Genomic DNA, 18,716 nt, shown 5'->3' on the forward strand with positions numbered 1-18,716 from the left:
CCCCTTCTTACGCCCTCTCCCGCTTGCGGGAGAGGGCCGGGGTGAGGGCCAGCGGCCGTGGCAGTACGGGAACCCTTAAGCATTTATGCGATACCCGAAGCAGCAAGGACCTGCCCTACAATTGACGTTTACGTAAACGTAAGACGAATCATCCAGCGGACGCCCGGAGAGGCGACCGCGGAGGTGGTCGAGGAGACAAACCCATGAGCCTGCCCGGTCTGAACTTCCATCTCGGCGAGGACATCGACGCCCTGCGCGACGCAGTGCGCGAGTTCGCCCAAGCCGAGATCGCCCCCCGCGCCGCGGAGATCGATCGCAGCGACCAGTTCCCGATGGACCTGTGGCGCAAGATGGGCGACGTCGGCGTCCTGGGCATCACCGTGCCCGAGGAATACGGCGGCGCCGCGATGGGCTACCTGGCCCACATGGTGGCCATGGAGGAGATCAGCCGCGCCAGCGCCTCGGTGGGCCTGAGCTACGGCGCCCACTCCAACCTGTGCGTGAACCAGATCAAGCGCAACGGCACCGACGCGCAGAAGCAGAAGTACCTGCCCAAGCTGATCTCCGGCGAACACGTCGGCGCGCTGGCGATGAGCGAACCCGGCGCCGGCTCCGACGTGGTGTCGATGAAGCTGCGCGCCGAGGACAAGGGCGGCTACTACGTCCTCAACGGCAACAAGATGTGGATCACCAACGGTCCCGACGCGGACACGCTGGTCGTCTACGCCAAGACCGAGCCTGAGCTCGGCGCCCGCGGCATGACCGCCTTCCTGATCGAGAAGGGCATGAAGGGCTTCTCGATCGCGCAGAAGCTGGACAAGCTCGGCATGCGCGGCAGCCACACCGGCGAGCTGGTGTTCCAGGACGTCGAGGTCCCGGCCGAGAACGTGCTGGGCCAGGTCGGCGGCGGCACCAAGGTGCTGATGTCGGGCCTGGACTACGAGCGCGCCGTGCTGGCCGCCGGCCCGATCGGCATCATGCAGGCGGTGATGGACAACGTCGTCCCCTACATCCACGACCGCAAGCAGTTCGGCCAGTCGATCGGCGAGTTCCAGCTGATCCAGGGCAAGGTCGCCGACATGTACACCGTGCTGCAGGCCGCCCGCGCGTTCTGCTACACCGTGGGCAAGAACCTGGACGCCCTCGACGGCGCCCACGTCCGTCAGGTGCGCAAGGATTGCGCGTCCGTCATCCTCTGGTGCGCCGAGAAGGCCACCTGGATGGCCGGCGAAGGCATCCAGATCTTCGGCGGCAACGGCTACATCAACGAGTACCCGCTGGGCCGCCTCTGGCGTGACGCGAAGCTCTACGAAATCGGCGCGGGCACGTCCGAGATCCGGCGCATGCTGATCGGCCGGGAACTGTTCGCCGAAACGATGTGAGGCCTTCGCGGTTGCGACAGGCGCGTGTCGGTCCGTAACCGCGACAATCCACGTCCATGAGCACGACGAACGAACTGCAAGACCTGCTGGACAACAACAAGCGCTGGGCCACCGCGACTGAGGAACAGTCGCCCGGCTTCTTCTCGCGCTTGCTGAAGCAGCAGACGCCGCAATACCTCTGGATCGGCTGCGCCGACAGCCGCGTCCCGGCCAACGAGCTGGTGGACCTGCTGCCGGGCGAGCTCTTCGTCCACCGCAACGTCGCGAACGTCGTGGTCCATTCGGACTTGAACTGCCTGTCCGTCATGCAGTTCGCCGTGGACCAGCTGAAGGTCCAGCACATCATCATCGTCGGCCACAGCAACTGCGGCGGCGTGCGCGCCGCGCTGGAGGACCTGCGCGTCGGCCTGGTGGACAACTGGCTGCGTCACGTCCAGGACGTGCGCAACCACCATCAGGAATGGCTGGACCAGGTCGTGCCCGACCAGCGCGCCAACGCACTTTGCGAGCTGAACGTGCTGGAGCAGGCCCGCAACGCCTGCCAGACGACCGTGGTCCAGGACGCCTGGGCGCGCGGTCAGGAAGTCGCCGTGCACGGCTGGGTCTACGGCCTGCACAACGGTCTGCTGAAGGACCTGAGCATCACCGTCGGCAAAGCCGAGGACGTCGGCCCCGCCTACCGCAGCGCGCTCGAGGCGCTGCACCGTCGCTACGAGGCGGCCATGGGCCGCTGAGCCCGCGCGGCCTCCGAGCGGACCCAGCGATCACGACCGGGACGGAGCAAGACACCGATGTTCCCTCACGAGCTCAACGATCCGCGGGCCTTCGAGATCGCGCAGGCGATGCTCGAAGGCTTCGACAAGCATTACCGTCTGTTCCGCGCGGCGTCCGCGACCGCCAAGCAGCGTTTCGAGCAGGCCGACTGGCACGGCCAGCAGTTCGCGCAGCGCGAGCGCATCGAGTTCTACGACCTGCGCGTCGACGAGGCCGTCCTCGAGCTGGAACAGCGCTTCAAGACCAGCGCGCTGCCCAGCGAGGTGTGGCAGCAGGTCAAGCTGCACTACATCGGGCTGCTGACCAAGCACCTGCGGCCGGAGCTTGCCGAGACCTTCTTCAACTCGGTCACGACGCGCATCCTCCACCACAGCTACTTCCACAACGAGTTCATCTTCGTCCGGCCGGCGATCTCCACCGAGTTCATCGAGAACGAGGAACCCGCCGCGCAACCGACCTACCGCTGCTACTACCCCTCGCAGGACACGCTGCGCGACACCTTCATGCGTTTCGTCTGGAACTTCCAGCTGGCGCTGGAGTTCGAGGACCTCGGCCGCGACATCGACCTGGTGCTGAAGGCCGTCGGCGAGGAGCTCGGCGCCTTCCGCTGGCGGACCAACTTCCAGGTGCAGGTGCTGTCCTCGCTGTTCTTCCGCAACAAGGGCGCGTACATCGTCGGCAAGATCATCAACGGCTTCACCGAGACGCCGTTCGCACTGCCGATCCTGCACAAGGAAACGAGCGACAGTGAGATCGATCGGAAGGCGGAACGCCAGCTCTACATCGATGCCGCGCTCTTCGGCGAAGACGAACTGCAGATGCTGTTCAGCTTCGCGCGGGCCTACTTCCTCGTCGACATGGAAGTCCCCAGTGCCTACGTGCAGTTCCTGCGCTCGCTGATGCCGCGCAAGCCGCGCTCAGAGATCTACGCGACGCTGGGGCTGCAGAAGCAGGGGAAGAACCTCTTCTACCGGGACTTCCTCAACCACCTGCGCCACAGCAGCGACAAGTTCCGCATCGCACCCGGCATCAAGGGCATGGTGATGCTGGTCTTCGACCTGCCGTCCTACCCGTTCGTGTTCAAGGTCATCAAGGACTTCTACCCGCCGCAGAAGGACACGACGCGCGAGCAGATCCAGTCCAAGTACCTGCTGGTGAAGCAGCACGACCGCGTCGGGCGCATGGCCGACACGTTGGAGTACACGCGAGTCGCATTCCCGCGCCACCGCTTCGAGGACGAGCTGGTCGCCGAGCTGAAGCACTTCTGCCCCTCGCTGCTGGAGGAGACCGGCGACGATCTCGTCATCAAGCACCTCTACATCGAGCGCCGCATGGTGCCGCTCAACATCTACCTGCAGGAAGCCTCGCCGGCGCAGCTGGCGCACGCGGTGGTCGAGTACGGCAACGCGATCAAGGATCTGGTGGCGGCCAACATCTTCCCCGGCGACATGCTGTGGAAGAACTTCGGCGTGACGCGCCACGGCAAGGTCGTGTTCTACGACTACGACGAGATCGAGTACCTGACCGACTGCAACTTCCGCAAGGTCCCCGAGGCCCGCAACGAGGAAGACGAGATGTCGGGCGAGGTCTGGTACACGGTCAACAAGCACGACGTGTTCCCCGAGACCTTCGGACCCTTCCTGCTCGGCCATCCGGGCGTGCGCGACGTCTTCATGGCGCACCACGCCGACCTGCTGGATCCCGCGTTCTGGCAGACCCACAAGGAACGCATCCTGGCGGGGCACGTCGAGGACGTCTTCCCGTACGACCCGCACAAGCGCTTCCACGTCCGCGACGTCGCGCCGGCCCTGAAGGTGCCGGAGCCGCAGGACCGCGAGCTCCCCATTCATTGACGAACACCCTGATTTCTTAGAAGGAGACCCTCATGTCCGATTCCATCGTCATCGTTTCCGCCGCCCGCACGCCGATCGGCGGCCTGCTGGGCGACTTCGCCGGCCTGGCCGCGTGGGAGCTGGGCGCCGTCGCCATCAAGGCGGCCGTCGAGCGCGCCGGCATCCCGGCCGACTCGATCGAGGAAGCCTTCCTCGGCAACTGCCTGATGGCCGGCCAGGGCCAGGCCCCGGCGCGCCAGGCCGTGTTGAAGGCGGGCCTGCCGCAATCGGTGGGCGCGGTGACGCTGTCCAAGATGTGCGGCGCCGGCATGCGCGCGACGATGTTCGCGCATGACACGCTGAAGGCCGAAAGCGCCGACATCCTGATCGCCGGCGGCATGGAGTCCATGACCAACGCGCCGCACCTGATGTTCGCGCGCAAGGGCGTGAAGTACGGCGCCGCGCAGATGTACGACCACATGGCGCTGGACGGTCTGGAAGACGCGTACGAGCGCGGCAAGGCCATGGGTGTCTTCGCCGAGCAGTGCGTCGACAAGTACGCCTTCACGCGCGAAGCGCAGGACCAGTTCGCGATCTCGTCGACGGAGCGTTCCAAGCGCGCCAACGAGGACGGCAGCTTCGCCTGGGAGATCGCGCCGGTGACGATCGCCGGCCGGGGCGGCGACACGGTCATCTCTCGCGACGAGCAGCCCTTCAAGGCCAAGCTCGACAAGATCCCGACGCTGAAGCCGGCGTTCAAGAAGGACGGCTCGATCACGGCGGCGACCTCGTCGTCGATCTCCGACGGCGCCGCCGCGATGGTGCTGATGCGCGAGTCCACCGCCAGCAAGCTGGGCGTGAAGCCGATCGCCCGCATCGTCGGCACGGCGGTGCACGCCAACGCGCCGGAGTGGTTCACGACCGCGCCGGTCGGCGCGATCCAGAAGCTGCTGGCCAAGAACCAGTGGGACGCGAAGAGCGTCGACCTGTGGGAAGTCAACGAGGCCTTCGCCGCGGTGACGATGGCCGCGATGGCCGAGTTCAAGCTGCCGCACGAGATCGTCAACGTCAACGGTGGCGCCGTGGCGCTGGGTCACCCGATCGGCGCGTCGGGCGCCCGCATCCTCGTCACGCTGCTGGGCGCACTGAAGCACCGCAACCTGAAGCGCGGCGTCGCGGCGCTGTGCATCGGCGGCGGCGAAGCGACCGCCGTCGGCGTCGAGCTGATCTGAGGACGGACCGGATGACGCAGGTTCTCATCATCGGCGCGTCGCGGGGCATCGGCCTCGAGCTCGTGAAGCAGCACCGTGAGCGCGGCGACACCGTCGTCGCGACCGCGCGCGACGACGCCAGCCTCGAGAAGCTGAAGGCGCTCGGCGCCACGGCGATCAAGCTCGAGGTGTCCGACGTGGTCAGCATCGCCGGCCTGGCCTGGCAGCTTGACGGCTACCAGTTCAACCGCGTCCTGTACGTCGCCGGCCTCTACGGCCCGAAGACGATCGGCCTGCAGCCGCCGAGCGCGGCCGACTTCGACGCCGTCATGCACACCAACGTGCTGGGCCCGATGCGCGTGCTGCCGCAGCTGCTGGACGCGCTCGCGCCGGACGCGCGCATCGGCATCCTGTCCTCGCGGATGGGATCGATGACGCTGCGCGCGAACTCGGCCGGCTGGGTCTACCGCGCGTCGAAGGCGGCAGTGAACTCGGTGATGAAGGACCTGTCGCTGACGCTCGAGGGCCGCGCGATCTGCGTGAGCCTGCATCCGGGCTGGGTCAAGACCGACATGGGCGGGCAGGAGGCCGACATCGACGTCGCCACCAGTGCCTCCAGCCTGCGCGCCGTGCTCGACGGACTGAAGACGGCCGACAACGGCGGGTTCTTCAACTACGACGGCAGTCCGCTGCCCTGGTAACGCGCTGGTTGACTGCGGCGGCCGCTGGCCCTCACCCCCGCCCTCTCCCGCAAGCGGGAGAGGGAGCGAGAGTGCACCGAACTGACCGGGAGACATCCGCGCCGCCTTCTTTCTCTCTCTCCAGCTTGCGGGAGAGGGCAGGGGTGAGGGCTGCGGTCGTCCGATACTTGCTGACCGCAGATCAAGATTCAGGGAGATAACGATGAAGCGGTGGGCTCGGGTGACGCTGAAGATCCTGGGCGGACTGCTGCTCGGCGTGGTCACGCTCGCGGCGGCCTGGGCAGCGTTCAACAACCGCCTGGTCGACGACGCGCCGCGTCCGGTGCCGGAGGCGTTGCGCGTGCCGGCGATGACGCTGCCGGCGGAACGCAACGCGTTCTTCGGATTGATGGGCCTAGGCATGGCGGGCGATGACCCGCAGGCGGAGGGGCAACGTCGTTGGGCCGTGATCGATGAGGGGCGCATCCCCCCGCAGGAGCTGACATCGCCCCGCAGTTGGCCTTCGACCGCGAGCGCCGCCGGCAAAGCCTGGCAATGCGATGCGCAGACGCAAGGCTGTATCGAGGTGTGGGCGAGGAACGCAGAGGGCCTGCGCACGCTGATGGAGGCGCACGGCGACATCGGTCGTCGCTGCGAAGCGGTGGCCCGTCCGGGCATGGCCGTGGAAGAACCCACGCTGACACTTCGCGAGCCGTTGAAGATCGCGGGCGACAGCTATATCCGCCGCGGGATGATCTTTCACGCATTGCCGCCGCTGAACTGCCAGCGCTGGTTGCAGATCCGCGCGGCGCTCGCAGGGCTGCAGGGCGACGAGGCTGGCATGCTTGGCTTCGCACGCCAGGCCGATGCCCTGACCACCGCGATGCTCCAGGGCTCGCGCTCGCTGATCCAGGTGCAGATCGCGTCAGTGATGGCGCGCCGGCATTGGCGCGTCATGACGGACCTGGTCGCCCGCCATCCTGACAGCGCGCCGGCATTGCGCGCGATGGTGGCTCCGTTGCCGGCACAGGCACTGGATGCTTCCACCTGGATCCGGACAGAGTCGCAGTACGGTCGCGAGACCATCCGGGAGGCGTACTGCCTCGGGGGCTCGGTCGATCCGCAGATGGAAGAGCCGGAAACGCCCCTCGTCTGCGAGCCTCGCTTCTTCGCCATGCCCAACGCGACGCAGCACCTAATGGACGAGACGTGGATGCGCGCGCAGGCGATGGCCTCCTCCGGTCCGCTGGACCTGCTGTCCTGGGAACCGCAGCTGCCCTCGCGCTGGTGGTTCGGTGCCCCCTGGCGCAACTCGGTCGGCGGCCTGCTGGTCTCGGTCAGCGAACCCGCCTACGTCATCTACTTCCGCAAGCAGGCCTCGCTGCTGCTGCTCAACGAGGCCGCCCGCCTCGCGCTGGCCGCCAGCGCCGTCGATCCCGCGAAACGCGCGGCCTGGCTGTCTCAACAAGCGATGGACGCCCGCCTGCGCGAGCGCCTCGCAATCGACGGCGACCATGTCGTCGCCCGCGTCTGGGAGCCCGTGTCCAGCCAGGACACGCTCCGCTACCGCATTCCCCCCGGCGCCACGAGCGCCGCCACTGTCACGGGGTCCAACCCGGATCCCTCTCCGTCCAAGAGCTGACCATGCTGCTTTCCGAAGACCACCGCGCCGTGCAGGACGCCGTCCGCGCCTACGTGCAAGATCAGATCGCGCCGAAGGCGGCCGCGTGGGACAAGTCCCACCAGTTCCCCGCCGAGGAACTCAAGGGCCTGGCCGCGCTCGGCTGCTACGGCGTGGCCGTGCCGGCCGAGTACGACGGCGCGGGCCTGGACTACCTCGCGCTGGCCATCATCCTGGAGGAGATCGGCGCCGGCGACGGCGCGACCTCCACGGTCGTGAGCGTCAACAACTGCCCCGTGTGCAGCATCCTGATGGCCTTCGGCAACGAGGACCAGAAGCAGCGCTTCCTCAAGCCGCTGGCGCGTGGCGACATGCTGGGCGCGTTCTGCCTGACCGAGCCGCATGTGGGTTCCGAAGCCGGCGGTCTGAAGACGACGGCCGTCCTCGATGGCGACGCGTACGTCCTCAACGGCGTCAAGCAGTTCATCACCAGCGGCAAGAACGGCGACGTCGCCATCGTCATGGCGGTGACCGACAAGGCCGCGGGGAAGAAGGGCATCTCGGCCTTCCTGGTTCCGACGAACACGCCCGGCTACGTCGTGGCGCGCATCGAGGACAAGATGGGCCAGCACGCCAGCGACACGGCGCAGATCCTGTTCGAGAACTGCCGCGTGCCCGTCGCCAACCGCATCGGTGACGAAGGGCAGGGGCTGAAGATCGCGCTGTCGGGGCTGGAAGGCGGCCGCATCGGCATCGCGTCGCAGTCGGTGGGCATGGCCCGCGCGGCCTTCGAGGCGGCGCTGCGCTACAGCAAGGAACGCGTCGCCTTCGGCGTGCCGATCTTCGAGCACCAGGCGATGCAGCACAAGCTCGCCGACATGGCCACGCAGATCGAGGCCGCGCGCCAGCTGATCTGGCACGCCGCCGCGCTGAAGGACGCCGGCCAGCCCTGCCTGAAGGAGGCGGCGATGGCCAAGCTCTTCGCCAGCGAGATGGCGGAGCGCGTCTGCTCCGCCGCGATCCAGGTCCACGGCGGCTACGGCTACGTCAGCGATTTCCCGGTCGAGCGGATCTACCGCGACGTCCGCGTCACGCAGATCTACGAGGGTACGTCCGAGGTGCAGAAGATCCTGATCGGCCGCGCGCTGGTCTGAGCCTTCTGAACGACCGGCCGATCCGCCAGCCGGTCAGCGCCGGCGCCGCGATGGCGGCGCCGCGCGCACGCTCATTCGCTTTCCTGGACCAGGCGCGCGTTGAGCGCCTGCACCGGTCTCGCGTTCTTGCCGACCAGCTTGCGGAACGCGGCGATCTGGCGGGACGACAGCGTCACCGGCTCCTTCAGCACCATCCAGTGCACGCCTTCCGAGCAGGGCGGCGTGGTCAGCGAACCGGCGAAGTCGTAGTAGCCCAGCGACTTCGGCAGCAGGGCGGCCAGGTCCAGCGACAGCTCGTCCACGGTGATCTTCTCGCCCACGCGCGGCAGGTGCCGGAACACCGGTTCCCACGCCGCGTTCGCGCGTCCTACGCGGATCAGCACCGCCACCACGCCGAGTTCCCCCGCCGCGTTCTTGTGGACGAAGTGGGCCACCATCGGCTCCGACTTGCCGTTGATGTGTTCCTCGCTGGGCGTGTGGAAGTGGAACTGCAGCAGTTCGTAGGTCTGGCCGCCAACCGCCAGCGTGTTGCCGGCGGGCAGGTTCACCTGCACCGTGTGGCCGTTGTTCCAGATCGTCGGCGCGGCGCTGCCGTAATGGAAGTCGAGGGCGGGCAGCGCGGCCTTCACCGTCTTGACGATGTTGATCGGGCTCTGCCGATGGCCCGAGGCGCAGGCGGCGAACGACGGATCGATTTCGCCCCAATGCGTGGCGCCGTTGGCGCCGGTGTACTCCCAGTGCGATGCCGCGGCGGCCGGCAATGCGGAGGACAGGAGTCCGACCGACAGGGCGGCGAACAGGAAACGTGCGTGATGGGTCATGGGATTCTCGAATGACGCTGAGCGGGACCGGATCAGTGGGCAAACCGTGGCAGCCTGGCGTTCGCCATGTGATCAAGACGTCATGAAAGCGTGAATCCGACGACTTCCTGCGACGCCTCATTCACGCAGCCGAACCGCTTGCCGGCGCCGAGTGACGCACGGCGGGCTCGGCGTTTTCCCGCATCCCTCTTCCGATGGCTTGCCTGCACGGGACGAGGGACGTAGATTGCGGCGCGCTGGCGACAAGACCTGACCCCTGACGGACATCAGGCATCGCCTTCGATCAGGGAGAAGTTCATGTTGTCGACGATCCGGCGGCGTCTGCCCGCCATGGGACCTCTTTTTTCGCCGATGCCGGCACTGCTGGGAGCGATCGTGTTGTCGGGCTGCGGCGGCAGTCCGTCCGACGATTCGCCCAAGGACATGTACGCATTGAGCCAGTCCAGCGTGAGCTGTGACGCGGCACCGGCAACCGTCTGCGAGGACGTGAAGCTCTACGCGACGCCGATCAACGGCACGACGAGCGATTTCCGGCCCGGCTGGTCGGAGCGTGCGTCGGACACGCGTTACCAGGCCATCGACCACGTCTACCGCGACCTGCAGCCCGACGGGCGCTGGCAGCTGAGCGTCGGATTCGCGACGGGTCTCAAGGCCGGCACCTACACGGGCACGATCGAGTTCGGCACGAACCCGGTCGGCGACATCCTGGTGCCGCTGCCCAAGAACAGCCGGACGGTGAGTTTCAGCTACCGGCTGGTCGTGGCGGGCGATTCGATCTCGCGTCCGCTGCAGGCGGTGCCGGGCGCGGGAGACTGGAACGGATGGGGCGGCAACGCGGCCCGGACCGGCTTCGTCGGCGTCACCGTCGATCCGGCCCGGATCAAGCCGCGCTGGTCGCGCCCGCTGGCCGGACTGGCCGTCGATCCTTTGCCGGCGCCCGTGCTGACGCAGGGTCAGGTCGTGCTGCCCGGCCTGCAGCTGGAGGACGCGATGGTCGGGGACACCCTGACCGTGCTGTCCGAAGCCGACGGCACCCGCGTCTGGGGCGGTTCGCCGATCGGCAAGCCGGACCGCGTGCTGCCGGCGGGCGACCGGCTGGTGGTGGCGGGCGCGGCATCCGCCGACGGCAAGACCACGGCGATGACGGTGCTGGCGCGCCAGGACGGCGCCGTGCGCAGCCAGCTGTCGCTGGATACCGTCGACATGACCGACACCTGGGCCCTCAGCGGTGACACGCTGGTGCTGCCGGACCTGCGCGGCGAGGCCGTCGTCGCGCGCAGTCTGGCCGATCTCAATACGGTGCTGTGGAGCGCCTCCGCCTACACGACGCCGGTGGGCTCCGGCGGGCTGCAGCGCTGGGGCGCCACCATCGGCAACGGGCTGGCCTACGTCAACGTCGGCGGCCGTCTGCGCGGTCTGGCGCTGACCGACGGCACGCGAGGTGTCGACATCGCCGTGCCCGCGAAGGCGCCGACGCTGCTGCTGGGCACGGCGCTGAACCAGGTGCCGGTGCTGGCCGATGCCACCACGGCGGTGGTGATCACGCACCGCGAACTGCGCTCCGGGGAAGGGCGCGACAACCAGCTGAGCGTGGTGGATCTGGCGAGCGGGCAGGTGCGATGGACGGCGTCCGGCCGCTTCATGGACCTGCCGGTGACCGCGGGCGGCGTCGTCTATGCGTCCAACCAGGCGACCAAGGCCGTGGAGGCCCGCAGTCTGGCGGACGGCAGCCTGCTGTGGTCCTGGACGATGGAGTCCGGCGACGAGTATTTCCAGCGCCAGATGGTGCTGACCAACGGCCACCTTTTCGTGTCGACCAACCGTCAGGTCGTGGCGGTCGATCTGGTGACGCATCAGGCCGTCTGGCGCTACGCGTCGGCGGGGCGTCTGGGCATGTCGGCCAACGGCACCTTGATGATGTTGCTGGATCGCGGCAGCGGCAAGGCGATGCTGGTGACCTTCGACGTCCGCTGAGCGCCGGCAGAATTTCGCGACCCCGTCCGGTGTGGCGCTTGGGAGTTTCCCCAGGCTTCCCCCTTTGGCGGGTATGTGCGGCCACGCGGAACTGCTAGCCTGCGCCCGCCCGGGGAGCACGATGCGGTCATGAGCCGCGTCGCCCTCGACCATCAGTCATTCAGGGAGAGAAGATGAACAGGTTGCCTGGACGGCCGCGCGCCGTCGGATGGAAAGTCATGGCCTCGACGGGGCCGACGGCCGCGCTGGCCACCGCGGCGGCGCTGCTGCTGGCGGGTTGCAGCGGATCGAGCGGCGGCAACCAGGTGGAGGACATCCCGGCCTTCACGCTGGACAAGGACACGGTCGACTGCAAGGCGGCGCCCGATGGCAGCTGCGATCAGATCACCGTCTACGCCACGCCGGTGCACATGGAGCGGCGCGACAAGAGCCCCCTGCTCATCGCGCGCTCGGTGGACGGCGCACCCGGCATCCCCTTGGAATTCTCGTCGCGCCCGACCCAGTTGCCGGATGGCCGCTGGCAACTGGTGGTGCACCTGAATCCCGACCGCCCCGCGGGCGTCTACGTCGGGGCCCTGCACGTGGACCTGGACGCGGTCGCGCCGGAGGGCAAGCAGTACCGGGGCGCGCGGCTGAGTTACCGGCTGGAGGTGTCCGCCCTGACCGCGTCGACCACGCCGCTGCCGGCGGTCGTCCCGGGCGCGGCGCCGTGGACCGAGGCCCCCGCGGGCGCGACGCGCAGCGGCTACGTGCCGGTGTCGTTGGATGTGTCCAAGTTTTCGCGCCGCTGGAAGACCTGGGTGCTCGGCGGCACCGACCTGACGGGGCCGGGCGTGCCGGCGTTGATCGACGGCCAGATCCTAGTGCCGCAGGCGCGCGCCTTCGGGTCGGCCCCGGGCCCGAACGCCCTGGCCCTGTCCGAACAGGACGGCAAGCCGCAATGGTCGGTCACGATCCCCGGCGAACGCCTGACGGGTGTGATCGCTGCGGGCGACCGCGCCATCTGGTCGTCCGTGCAGTCGACGACGCCGCAGTACGTCTACAACGCCTATCTGACGAACCGGTCTGCCGGCACGCAGCTCGGGTCGCGTCCGCTCACGGATCCGAACGATCCCAAGTTCTGGCTGATGACCGGTAACACGCTGTACCTGCCCGACCGGAGCAAGGGCCAGATGACGGCGCTCAACCTCGACGATCTGCAGACACGCTGGACGGTGACCGCGGAACCTTCACCGGCCAGCCTGTTGCCGGTGCATGGGTATTTCGGCGCGACGCTGGCCGACGGGGTGGTGTACACGCACTCGGGCATCAACTTCCGCGCTTTCCGCGACAGCGACGGCGGTCAGCTCTACGACGTGCCGGCGGACGGCGGGCAGACGCTGCCCTTGAAGCTCTACGAGAGCCAGACCCCGGTGATCGCCGACGCGAACACCGTGCTCGCGATGGATCGTCCGCGCTATGTGCAGCCGGATGCGGTGGTGAATGCCGGCATCCAGGCGCTGTCGCGGTCCGACGGCTCGGTGCGCTGGACCGTGCGTCAGCCGTTCCGCGGCCTGCCGGTCACCGCCAACGGTGTGCTGTACGCGGCCAACCAGGGCAACCGGACGATCGAGGCGCGCAGCGTCGCTGACGGCTCGGTGCTGTGGTCCTGGCCGATGGACGCGGGCGACACCTCCTGGCAGCTGACGATGGTGCTGACGGACACCCACCTGTTCGTGTCCACCGACCAGCGCACCATCGCCATCGATCTGGCGACGCACCAGGCGGTGTGGCGCCATGCGCAGGGCGGCTGGCTGGGCATGACGCAACGCGGCACGCTGATGATCATGGCGCCGAACTTCGGCACGGCGAGTGCGCCCACGTCGCTGACGGCGATCGACCTGCGCTGAGCGCACGGCGATGCCGCCGCGCTGGCGACGGACGCGCACAAAGAGAACGAGTGCCTCACGCGGCGGCGTGGGCACTCGTCGAGGCCATTCGCTCGAATCACTCTTCGTCGATGTGCAACCCGGATTGCCAAACCGGCAGCGCGGCCTCAAACATCGACGGCGCGCTTCCCAGCGCTTTCGGGTCCCGGACCAGCTTGATCCACGTCAAGGTGTCGTGGTGACTGCCTGGCAGCAGGTCGCGGCTGCGTTCCTGCATCAGCCAGCTGTGCAGCGCGGCGTACTGGTCGGGGTGGCGCTGTGCGGTCCAGCCCAGCGCGACGAGATCGCCGTAGCCCTCCTCACGGCGCACCGACTTCATCGACAGATAGGCGCGTTGCAGGTCCGGGCTCAGACCCTCCGGCACCGGCGTGGTCGAGAAACCCGCCGGCAAGTGGAACCAGGCGCCGTCCAGGTAGCGGCGGCAATGGCCGAGTTCATGCGCCGCCATCAGTTCGAGCGCGCTGTCCTCCAGGCCCGCCGGCAGGCGCTGCGTCGTCGCTTCGCCCTCCGGATTGCCGCGCAGGCTCAGCACGAACTTGCAGCGGCCGTCCTTGAAGCCCAGCGCCAGCGGCGCGGCCTCGGGCGCGTCCTGCGGCTGCACCACCACGTCGACCGGCATGCCCGCGGTCCGCGCGTGCTGCAGCACCGGGGTCATGCCCGCGATCCAGCGCTGTTCCAGCGGCGTCAGGCCGGCGGCGTGAGCGGTCGTCGAAACGACGGTGAGGGCGGCGGCGAGCGCGGCAAGCGCGGCGAAAGACTTCTTCATCACGACTCGGGTCCTGCAGGCAAGAAAGCAGAACACCGATGGTGAAGGGACGTGCGGCGCTTGTGAGCGCCGGGTGCCGCGCGTGAGACCGGGTGGCGTGAAAGGCTGCCGCTTGAACGCGGCGAGTTGTCAATCGGACGCCGTGCGTTGTCGGTGGTGCGTCGAGCCTCGGGCGCCGGGCGCCGGGCGCTCAGCCCAGCGCCGTGTCCAGCACCATCATCAGCGCGAAGCCGAGCATCAGCCCCTGCGTCGCCCAGCGCTCATGGCCCTTGCGGTGCGACTCGGGAATGATCTCGTGGCTGATGACGAACAGCATCGCGCCCGCCGCGAAACCGAGGCCCCAGGGCAGCAGCAGCGGCCATGCGGACACCACCCAGGCGCCCAGCACCGCGCCGACCGGCTCGACCAGCCCCGACGCCGCGCCCAGCAGCAGCGCCTTGCGCCGCGAGTAGCCCACCGCCATCAGCGCCACCGCGATGACGAAGCCCTCGGGCAGGTCCTGGATCGCGATGGCCAGGCTCAGGCTGGCCGCCGCGACCGGATCGTTGGCCGCGAAGGCCACGCCGATCGCCAGGCCCTCGGGCAGGTTGTGCAGCGTGACCGCGATCACGAACAGCGTCGTGCGCCGCAGCCGCGTCGGGTCCATGCCTTCGCGACCCTTGATGAAGTGCTCGTGCGGCAGCCAGCGGTCCATCGCCATCAGCGCCCACGCGCCGAGCAGCACCGCCAGCGCGACCTGCATCGCGGCCCCGGTCGGCGTCGAATGCGCGCGCGCGGCCTCGAGGCCGGGAATGATCAGCGAGAACGAGCAGGCCGCCAGCATCACGCCGGCGCCGAAACCCATCAGCGCGTCCTGCCCGCGCGCGGACAGGCTGCGTGTGCCCAATGCGGGCAGCGTACCGAAGGCCGTCGCCGCGGCGGCGAGCAGGCCCGCCTGCAGCGCCATCGCGATCACCGAGCCATGACCGACGCCGCCGGCCGGCTTGATCCACATCCAGCCCTGCTGCAGCAGCAGGACCGCGCCGATCAGGAGAATCGCGCAACCGAAGGCCTGGCGCAGCCGGTGCCGGCGCGCCAGGGTCCTGTCGTGGGGGGTGATCGCGTCAGAGTCCGCCATCGGTGAGCTTCGCGGGATCCAGCATCTGCTGGAGGGTGGCGCGATCGAAGTCGGTCATCTCCTCGGCCACGTCGAGGATGGGCCGCTTCTCCGCATAGGCGCGCTTGGCGATCGCCGCCGCCTTCAGGTAGCCGATCTCGCGGTTCAGCGCGGTGACCAGGATCGGGTTGCGCGCCAGTGCGTGCTGCAGCCCGTCGGTGTTGACCTTGAAGTCGCGGATCGCCTGCTCGGCCAGCGCCTTGGACGCCGCCGTCAGCAGCGCCAGGCTGTCCAGCAGGTTGGTCGCGATCAGCGGCAGCATCACGTTGAGCTGGAAGTTGCCCGACTGGCCGGCGATCGTGATCGCCGCGTCATGGCCGATGACCTGCGCGCAGACCATGGTCACCGCCTCCGGGATCACCGGATTCACCTTGCCCGGCATGATCGACGAGCCCGGCTGCAGCGCGTGCAGCTCGATCTCCGCGAGGCCCGCCAGCGGGCCGGAGTTCATCCAGCGCAGGTCGTTGGCGATCTTCATCAGCGACACGGCCAGGCCCTTCAGCGCACCCGACAGGGCCACCGCCGTGTCCTGCGCCGACAGCGCGGCGAAGAAGTCCGGCGCCGGGCGGAAGCTCAGGCCGGTCAACTTGGAGAGCTCCTCGGCGAAGCGCTGCGCGAAGTCCGGATGCGCGTTGATGCCGGTGCCCACCGCGGTGCCGCCCTGCGCGAGTTCGCACACCGACGGCAGCAGCGCGCGCAGCTGCGCGCGGCGCGCGTCGATCTGCGCGGCCCAACCGCCGAGTTCCTGGCCCAGGCGCAGCGGCATCGCGTCCATCAGGTGGGTGCGGCCGGTCTTCACGTGGTGGCCGACGCTCTGGATCTTCTCCTGCAGCGTCTGCACCAGCAGGTCCAGCGCCGGCAGCAGCTCGCCCTGCAGCGCCTGCGCGGCGCTGATGTGCAGCACCGTCGGGATCGAGTCGTTGCTGCTCTGGCCGGCGTTGACGTGGTCGTTCGGGTTGACCGTGACCGGGTTCGCCACGCCGCTGCCGATCAGCCGCGTGGCCACGGTGGCGATCACCTCGTTGGCGTTCATGTTGGAACTGGTGCCCGAGCCGGTCTGGAAGATCTCCACCGGGAAGTGGCTCATCAGCGCCGGGTCCTGCAGCAGCTGCGTCGCGGCGCGGTCGATGGCCTGGCCGATGTCGGCCGGGACCTGCTCGAGCGCGATGTTGGCGCGTGCCGCGGCGGCCTTCTGCAGCACCAGCGCGCGCACGAAGCGCTCGGGCATCGGCTGGCGGCTGATGGCGAAGTTCTCGACCGCGCGTTGCGTCTGCGCGCCGTACAACGCGTCGACGGGGACGGCGACTTCGCCCATGGAGTCGCGTTCGATGCGGGTCGCCTTGGTGGCCTTGGTCATGGGGATGCTTCTTTCCTGGTCATTCCTGGAGGGGGCTGCGGCTCAGACGCCAATGGAAGCGCTGCAGGCGCGCGACGAGGGCGGCGTCGCCCTGGGCGTCGGCCAGCCGGTGCAGCGCCGCCAGCGGACGGTTGAGCTGATCCAGGCAGGCACATCGCCAATGCCAGGGTAGCAGCGTGTTGTGAGCGGCGCCGTACAGCAGCCGGAGGGCCTGTTCGTGAGCGGGGATCGCCGCGAGGACGCCGGCGTCGACCAGCTGTTCCAGCGCCAGCTGGTGCCGCCTCAGCAGCGCCGGTTCGTCGGGGGCGAGGCCGCAGGTGATCTTCAACGCCATCCAGCGCAGGCATTCCACGCTCGGATGATCGGCGGCGGCGCATCCCCCGTCGACCGCCATCGGAGCGGCACGCGTCTCCCCCGCGGGAGGGAGCCCCGTCGCGGAGGCGGACGCGGAGACGGACGGGCCGCGCGGCGCGGGCGAGTGGGAAGGCAGCAAGGGCATGGCGAGTCCTGACGATCGAGGCGTGAACCGCGGAACACCGGAGAACACCGGCGAACACCGGGAAACACGGGCGGACACGGGCTGGCAGGGACGCTTGCTGTGGCGGAACGGGAAGGGGGATCTGGCAAGACCGGCGCCCGACGCAAAGGCAAAAAGAAAAGAGAGGTCGAGCCGCGAAACGATGCCGATCGATTCGCGGCGCAACCTCTCTGCAATTTGCATTGGTCGCGCGGGGTCGGAACCCGCAGGAGTCTTCTCGTTTGTGGTTGATCCTAGATGAGAATTGCTCTCATCTGCAAGCCCTGTGGAGGGAAGCGCTTGCCGGGTCTGGGGGCTTTGGGCGAAGGAGCGTCAGATCAGCCGAAGGTCCTTGGGACGGACGCCGGGGAAGACGCGGGTCAGGGCCTCGTTGGACAGGCCGAACTGGCGCTGCCACAGGCCGCCCAGCACGGCGCGGTAGTCGTTGAGCACCGGGTAGTCGCGGTTCTGGAACAGCGAGGTCGCCGTCAGCGCGATCTGGTCGCCGGCCACCGGACCGCCGGACGCGAGACCGCCGCCCAGCAGCCAGTACACGCTGCCGTGACCGTGGTCGGTGCCGCGGTTGCCGTTCTCGCGGAAGGTGCGGCCGAACTCGCTGATCACCATCACGGTGGTCTGGCGCCACAGGTCCGGCCCGAGTTCGTCGGCGATGCCCGCCAGGCCGCGGCCGACTTCCTCGAAGCGGTTGGCCAACTGGCCGGTCGCGCCGCCCTGGTTGACGTGCGTGTCCCAGCCGCCGACGTCGATGAAGCCGAGGCTGAAACGCCCCCGCATCAGCGTCGCGATGCGGCGCGCCTCCAGCTCGAATCCCTTGGCGGGAATCGCGTTGCGGCCGGCGGCGTCGGTCATCGTCTTCATCCGGTCGGGGGACAGGTCGCGCGCGAGTTCCTCGCGGAGCGCGAGCCCTTCCTCCACCGAAGCGCCGAGGCTCTGGCCCTGGTACATGCTCGCGATCAGCGCGCGGTTCTTCGCGTCGACGGCGGGGCGCGCGGTCTCGCGCAGGCCAGCGTTGGCGATACGCACCGGACCGCGGAAGGCGATCGGCAACTGGTCCGTGAACGACAGCGCCTGCTGCGCATCCAGCTCGGCCGCCAGACGATTCAGGAAGCCGGAGTTGTAGTCGCGCGAACCGCCTACCGGCTGTCCGAGTTCGATGCTGTCCTGCGTCTCGAAGTGGCTGCGCGAGAGGTCCTCGGTGCCGGCGAACGGGAGGAATCGCGCCTGGCCCGCCTGCGCCAGCGGGAACACGCTGTTGCGCAGGGCAGGGTGCAGGCCCCAGTCGGCGTTCAGCGCAAGCGCCGAGGCCGCGTCCGTTGGCGATGGTCTCGCGATCGCGATGCGCGGGCGCTGCTCGTAATAGAAGCTGCCGCTGGTGGGGATCAGCAGGTTGGTGGCGTCGTAGCCGCCGCGCAGGAACACCAGCAGGAAGCGCGGCCTGTCCGCGCCCGCTGCGAACAGCCGCGCGCCGGACATCGCCAACGGTGCCGCGGCGAGCGTTTGCAGGAGGTGACGTCGTTGCATG

Annotated in this window: 15 protein-coding genes; 9 read left to right on the plus strand and 6 right to left on the minus strand. The window is 68.7% G+C overall.

The genetic code is table 11. The features are described 5' to 3' along the window. Nucleotides 1-203 precede the first annotated feature (203 nt). The 7 genes from VF536_RS25700 (at nt 204) to VF536_RS25730 (ending at nt 8,654) form a co-directional block, all read left to right on the plus strand. Nucleotides 204-1,382 carry an isovaleryl-CoA dehydrogenase gene (locus VF536_RS25700; RefSeq protein WP_088404942.1) on the plus strand — a complete coding sequence of 393 codons (1,179 nt, stop codon included), beginning with the start codon at nt 204-206 and terminating at the stop codon, nt 1,380-1,382. 56 nt (nt 1,383-1,438) lie between these two features. Continuing rightward, nucleotides 1,439-2,116 carry a carbonate dehydratase gene (gene can, locus VF536_RS25705; RefSeq protein WP_331617796.1) on the plus strand — a complete coding sequence of 226 codons (678 nt, stop codon included), beginning with the start codon at nt 1,439-1,441 and terminating at the stop codon, nt 2,114-2,116. A gap of 57 nt (nt 2,117-2,173) precedes the next feature. Continuing rightward, nucleotides 2,174-4,009 (plus strand): bifunctional isocitrate dehydrogenase kinase/phosphatase, encoded by a 1,836-nt coding sequence (aceK, locus tag VF536_RS25710; RefSeq protein ID WP_331617797.1) that lies wholly within the window; start codon nt 2,174-2,176, stop codon nt 4,007-4,009. 32 nt (nt 4,010-4,041) lie between these two features. Beyond that, the gene (locus tag VF536_RS25715; RefSeq protein ID WP_331617798.1) at nt 4,042-5,220 is read left to right on the plus strand and encodes an acetyl-CoA C-acyltransferase; all 1,179 of its coding nucleotides are present in this window, start codon (nt 4,042-4,044) and stop codon (nt 5,218-5,220) included. A gap of 11 nt (nt 5,221-5,231) precedes the next feature. After that, entirely contained in the window at nt 5,232-5,900 is a 669-nt protein-coding gene (locus VF536_RS25720) for an SDR family oxidoreductase (protein WP_331617799.1), read from the plus strand. Between the two features lie 202 nt (nt 5,901-6,102). Next, complete coding sequence (locus VF536_RS25725) at nt 6,103-7,521, plus strand: hypothetical protein (RefSeq protein WP_331617800.1); 1,419 nt, start codon at nt 6,103-6,105, stop codon at nt 7,519-7,521. Nucleotides 7,522-7,523: 2 nt separating this feature from the next. Then, nucleotides 7,524-8,654, plus strand: a complete 1,131-nt coding sequence (locus VF536_RS25730; protein WP_331617801.1) for an acyl-CoA dehydrogenase family protein — start codon at nt 7,524-7,526, stop codon at nt 8,652-8,654. Between the two features lie 71 nt (nt 8,655-8,725). Here VF536_RS25730 and VF536_RS25735 read toward each other — a convergent pair whose 3' ends face one another. Continuing rightward, nucleotides 8,726-9,475, minus strand: coding sequence for a carbonic anhydrase (locus VF536_RS25735; RefSeq protein ID WP_331617802.1), 750 nt, complete (start codon nt 9,473-9,475; stop codon nt 8,726-8,728). 297 nt (nt 9,476-9,772) lie between these two features. Here VF536_RS25735 and VF536_RS25740 point away from each other — a divergent pair, with 297 nt between their 5' ends. Next, the gene (locus VF536_RS25740) at nt 9,773-11,449 is read left to right on the plus strand and encodes a PQQ-binding-like beta-propeller repeat protein (protein ID WP_331617803.1); all 1,677 of its coding nucleotides are present in this window, start codon (nt 9,773-9,775) and stop codon (nt 11,447-11,449) included. A gap of 173 nt (nt 11,450-11,622) precedes the next feature. After that, the gene (locus tag VF536_RS25745; protein WP_331617805.1) at nt 11,623-13,338 is read left to right on the plus strand and encodes a PQQ-binding-like beta-propeller repeat protein; all 1,716 of its coding nucleotides are present in this window, start codon (nt 11,623-11,625) and stop codon (nt 13,336-13,338) included. Between the two features lie 97 nt (nt 13,339-13,435). On the opposite strand, the gene VF536_RS25750 is transcribed toward VF536_RS25745, so the two are convergent. The 5 genes from VF536_RS25750 to VF536_RS25770 all read right to left on the minus strand — a co-directional run bounded on the left by VF536_RS25750 (nt 13,436) and on the right by VF536_RS25770 (nt 18,715). Continuing rightward, nucleotides 13,436-14,143: a hypothetical protein gene (locus VF536_RS25750; RefSeq protein ID WP_331617806.1), complete on the minus strand. Its 708-nt coding sequence runs from the start codon at nt 14,141-14,143 to the stop codon at nt 13,436-13,438. Nucleotides 14,144-14,333: 190 nt separating this feature from the next. Next, entirely contained in the window at nt 14,334-15,260 is a 927-nt protein-coding gene (locus tag VF536_RS25755) for a ZIP family metal transporter (protein WP_331617807.1), read from the minus strand. Continuing rightward, on the minus strand, nt 15,247-16,656 hold the full coding sequence (locus VF536_RS25760) for a class II fumarate hydratase (protein ID WP_331617808.1): 1,410 nt from the start codon (nt 16,654-16,656) through the stop codon (nt 15,247-15,249). The genes VF536_RS25755 and VF536_RS25760 overlap by 14 nt, the downstream gene beginning before the upstream one ends. A gap of 19 nt (nt 16,657-16,675) precedes the next feature. Continuing rightward, entirely contained in the window at nt 16,676-17,155 is a 480-nt protein-coding gene (locus tag VF536_RS25765; protein ID WP_331617809.1) for a hypothetical protein, read from the minus strand. Between the two features lie 351 nt (nt 17,156-17,506). Next, a complete protein-coding gene (locus tag VF536_RS25770) occupies nt 17,507-18,715 on the minus strand; it encodes a DUF1501 domain-containing protein (RefSeq protein WP_331617810.1) in 1,209 nt (402 codons plus the stop codon). Nucleotide 18,716: the final 1 nt, after the last annotated feature.

This window comes from Roseateles sp. (genome assembly GCF_036486225.1).
Taxonomy (GTDB): Bacteria; Pseudomonadota; Gammaproteobacteria; order Burkholderiales; family Burkholderiaceae_C; genus Roseateles.

Coding starts and splice junctions, on each gene's coding strand:
- VF536_RS25735 (WP_331617802.1), bottom strand. CDS start 9,475: ATGACCCATCACGCACGTTTCCTGTTCGCCGCCCTGTCGGTCGGACTC.
- VF536_RS25760 (WP_331617808.1), bottom strand. CDS start 16,656: ATGACCAAGGCCACCAAGGCGACCCGCATCGAACGCGACTCCATGGGC.
- VF536_RS25720 (WP_331617799.1), top strand. CDS start 5,232: ATGACGCAGGTTCTCATCATCGGCGCGTCGCGGGGCATCGGCCTCGAG.
- VF536_RS25745 (WP_331617805.1), top strand. CDS start 11,623: ATGAACAGGTTGCCTGGACGGCCGCGCGCCGTCGGATGGAAAGTCATG.
- VF536_RS25725 (WP_331617800.1), top strand. CDS start 6,103: ATGAAGCGGTGGGCTCGGGTGACGCTGAAGATCCTGGGCGGACTGCTG.
- VF536_RS25730 (WP_331617801.1), top strand. CDS start 7,524: ATGCTGCTTTCCGAAGACCACCGCGCCGTGCAGGACGCCGTCCGCGCC.
- VF536_RS25750 (WP_331617806.1), bottom strand. CDS start 14,143: ATGAAGAAGTCTTTCGCCGCGCTTGCCGCGCTCGCCGCCGCCCTCACC.
- VF536_RS25770 (WP_331617810.1), bottom strand. CDS start 18,715: ATGCAACGACGTCACCTCCTGCAAACGCTCGCCGCGGCACCGTTGGCG.
- aceK (WP_331617797.1), top strand. CDS start 2,174: ATGTTCCCTCACGAGCTCAACGATCCGCGGGCCTTCGAGATCGCGCAG.
- VF536_RS25740 (WP_331617803.1), top strand. CDS start 9,773: ATGTTGTCGACGATCCGGCGGCGTCTGCCCGCCATGGGACCTCTTTTT.
- VF536_RS25715 (WP_331617798.1), top strand. CDS start 4,042: ATGTCCGATTCCATCGTCATCGTTTCCGCCGCCCGCACGCCGATCGGC.
- VF536_RS25755 (WP_331617807.1), bottom strand. CDS start 15,260: ATGGCGGACTCTGACGCGATCACCCCCCACGACAGGACCCTGGCGCGC.
- VF536_RS25700 (WP_088404942.1), top strand. CDS start 204: ATGAGCCTGCCCGGTCTGAACTTCCATCTCGGCGAGGACATCGACGCC.
- VF536_RS25765 (WP_331617809.1), bottom strand. CDS start 17,155: ATGCCCTTGCTGCCTTCCCACTCGCCCGCGCCGCGCGGCCCGTCCGTC.
- can (WP_331617796.1), top strand. CDS start 1,439: ATGAGCACGACGAACGAACTGCAAGACCTGCTGGACAACAACAAGCGC.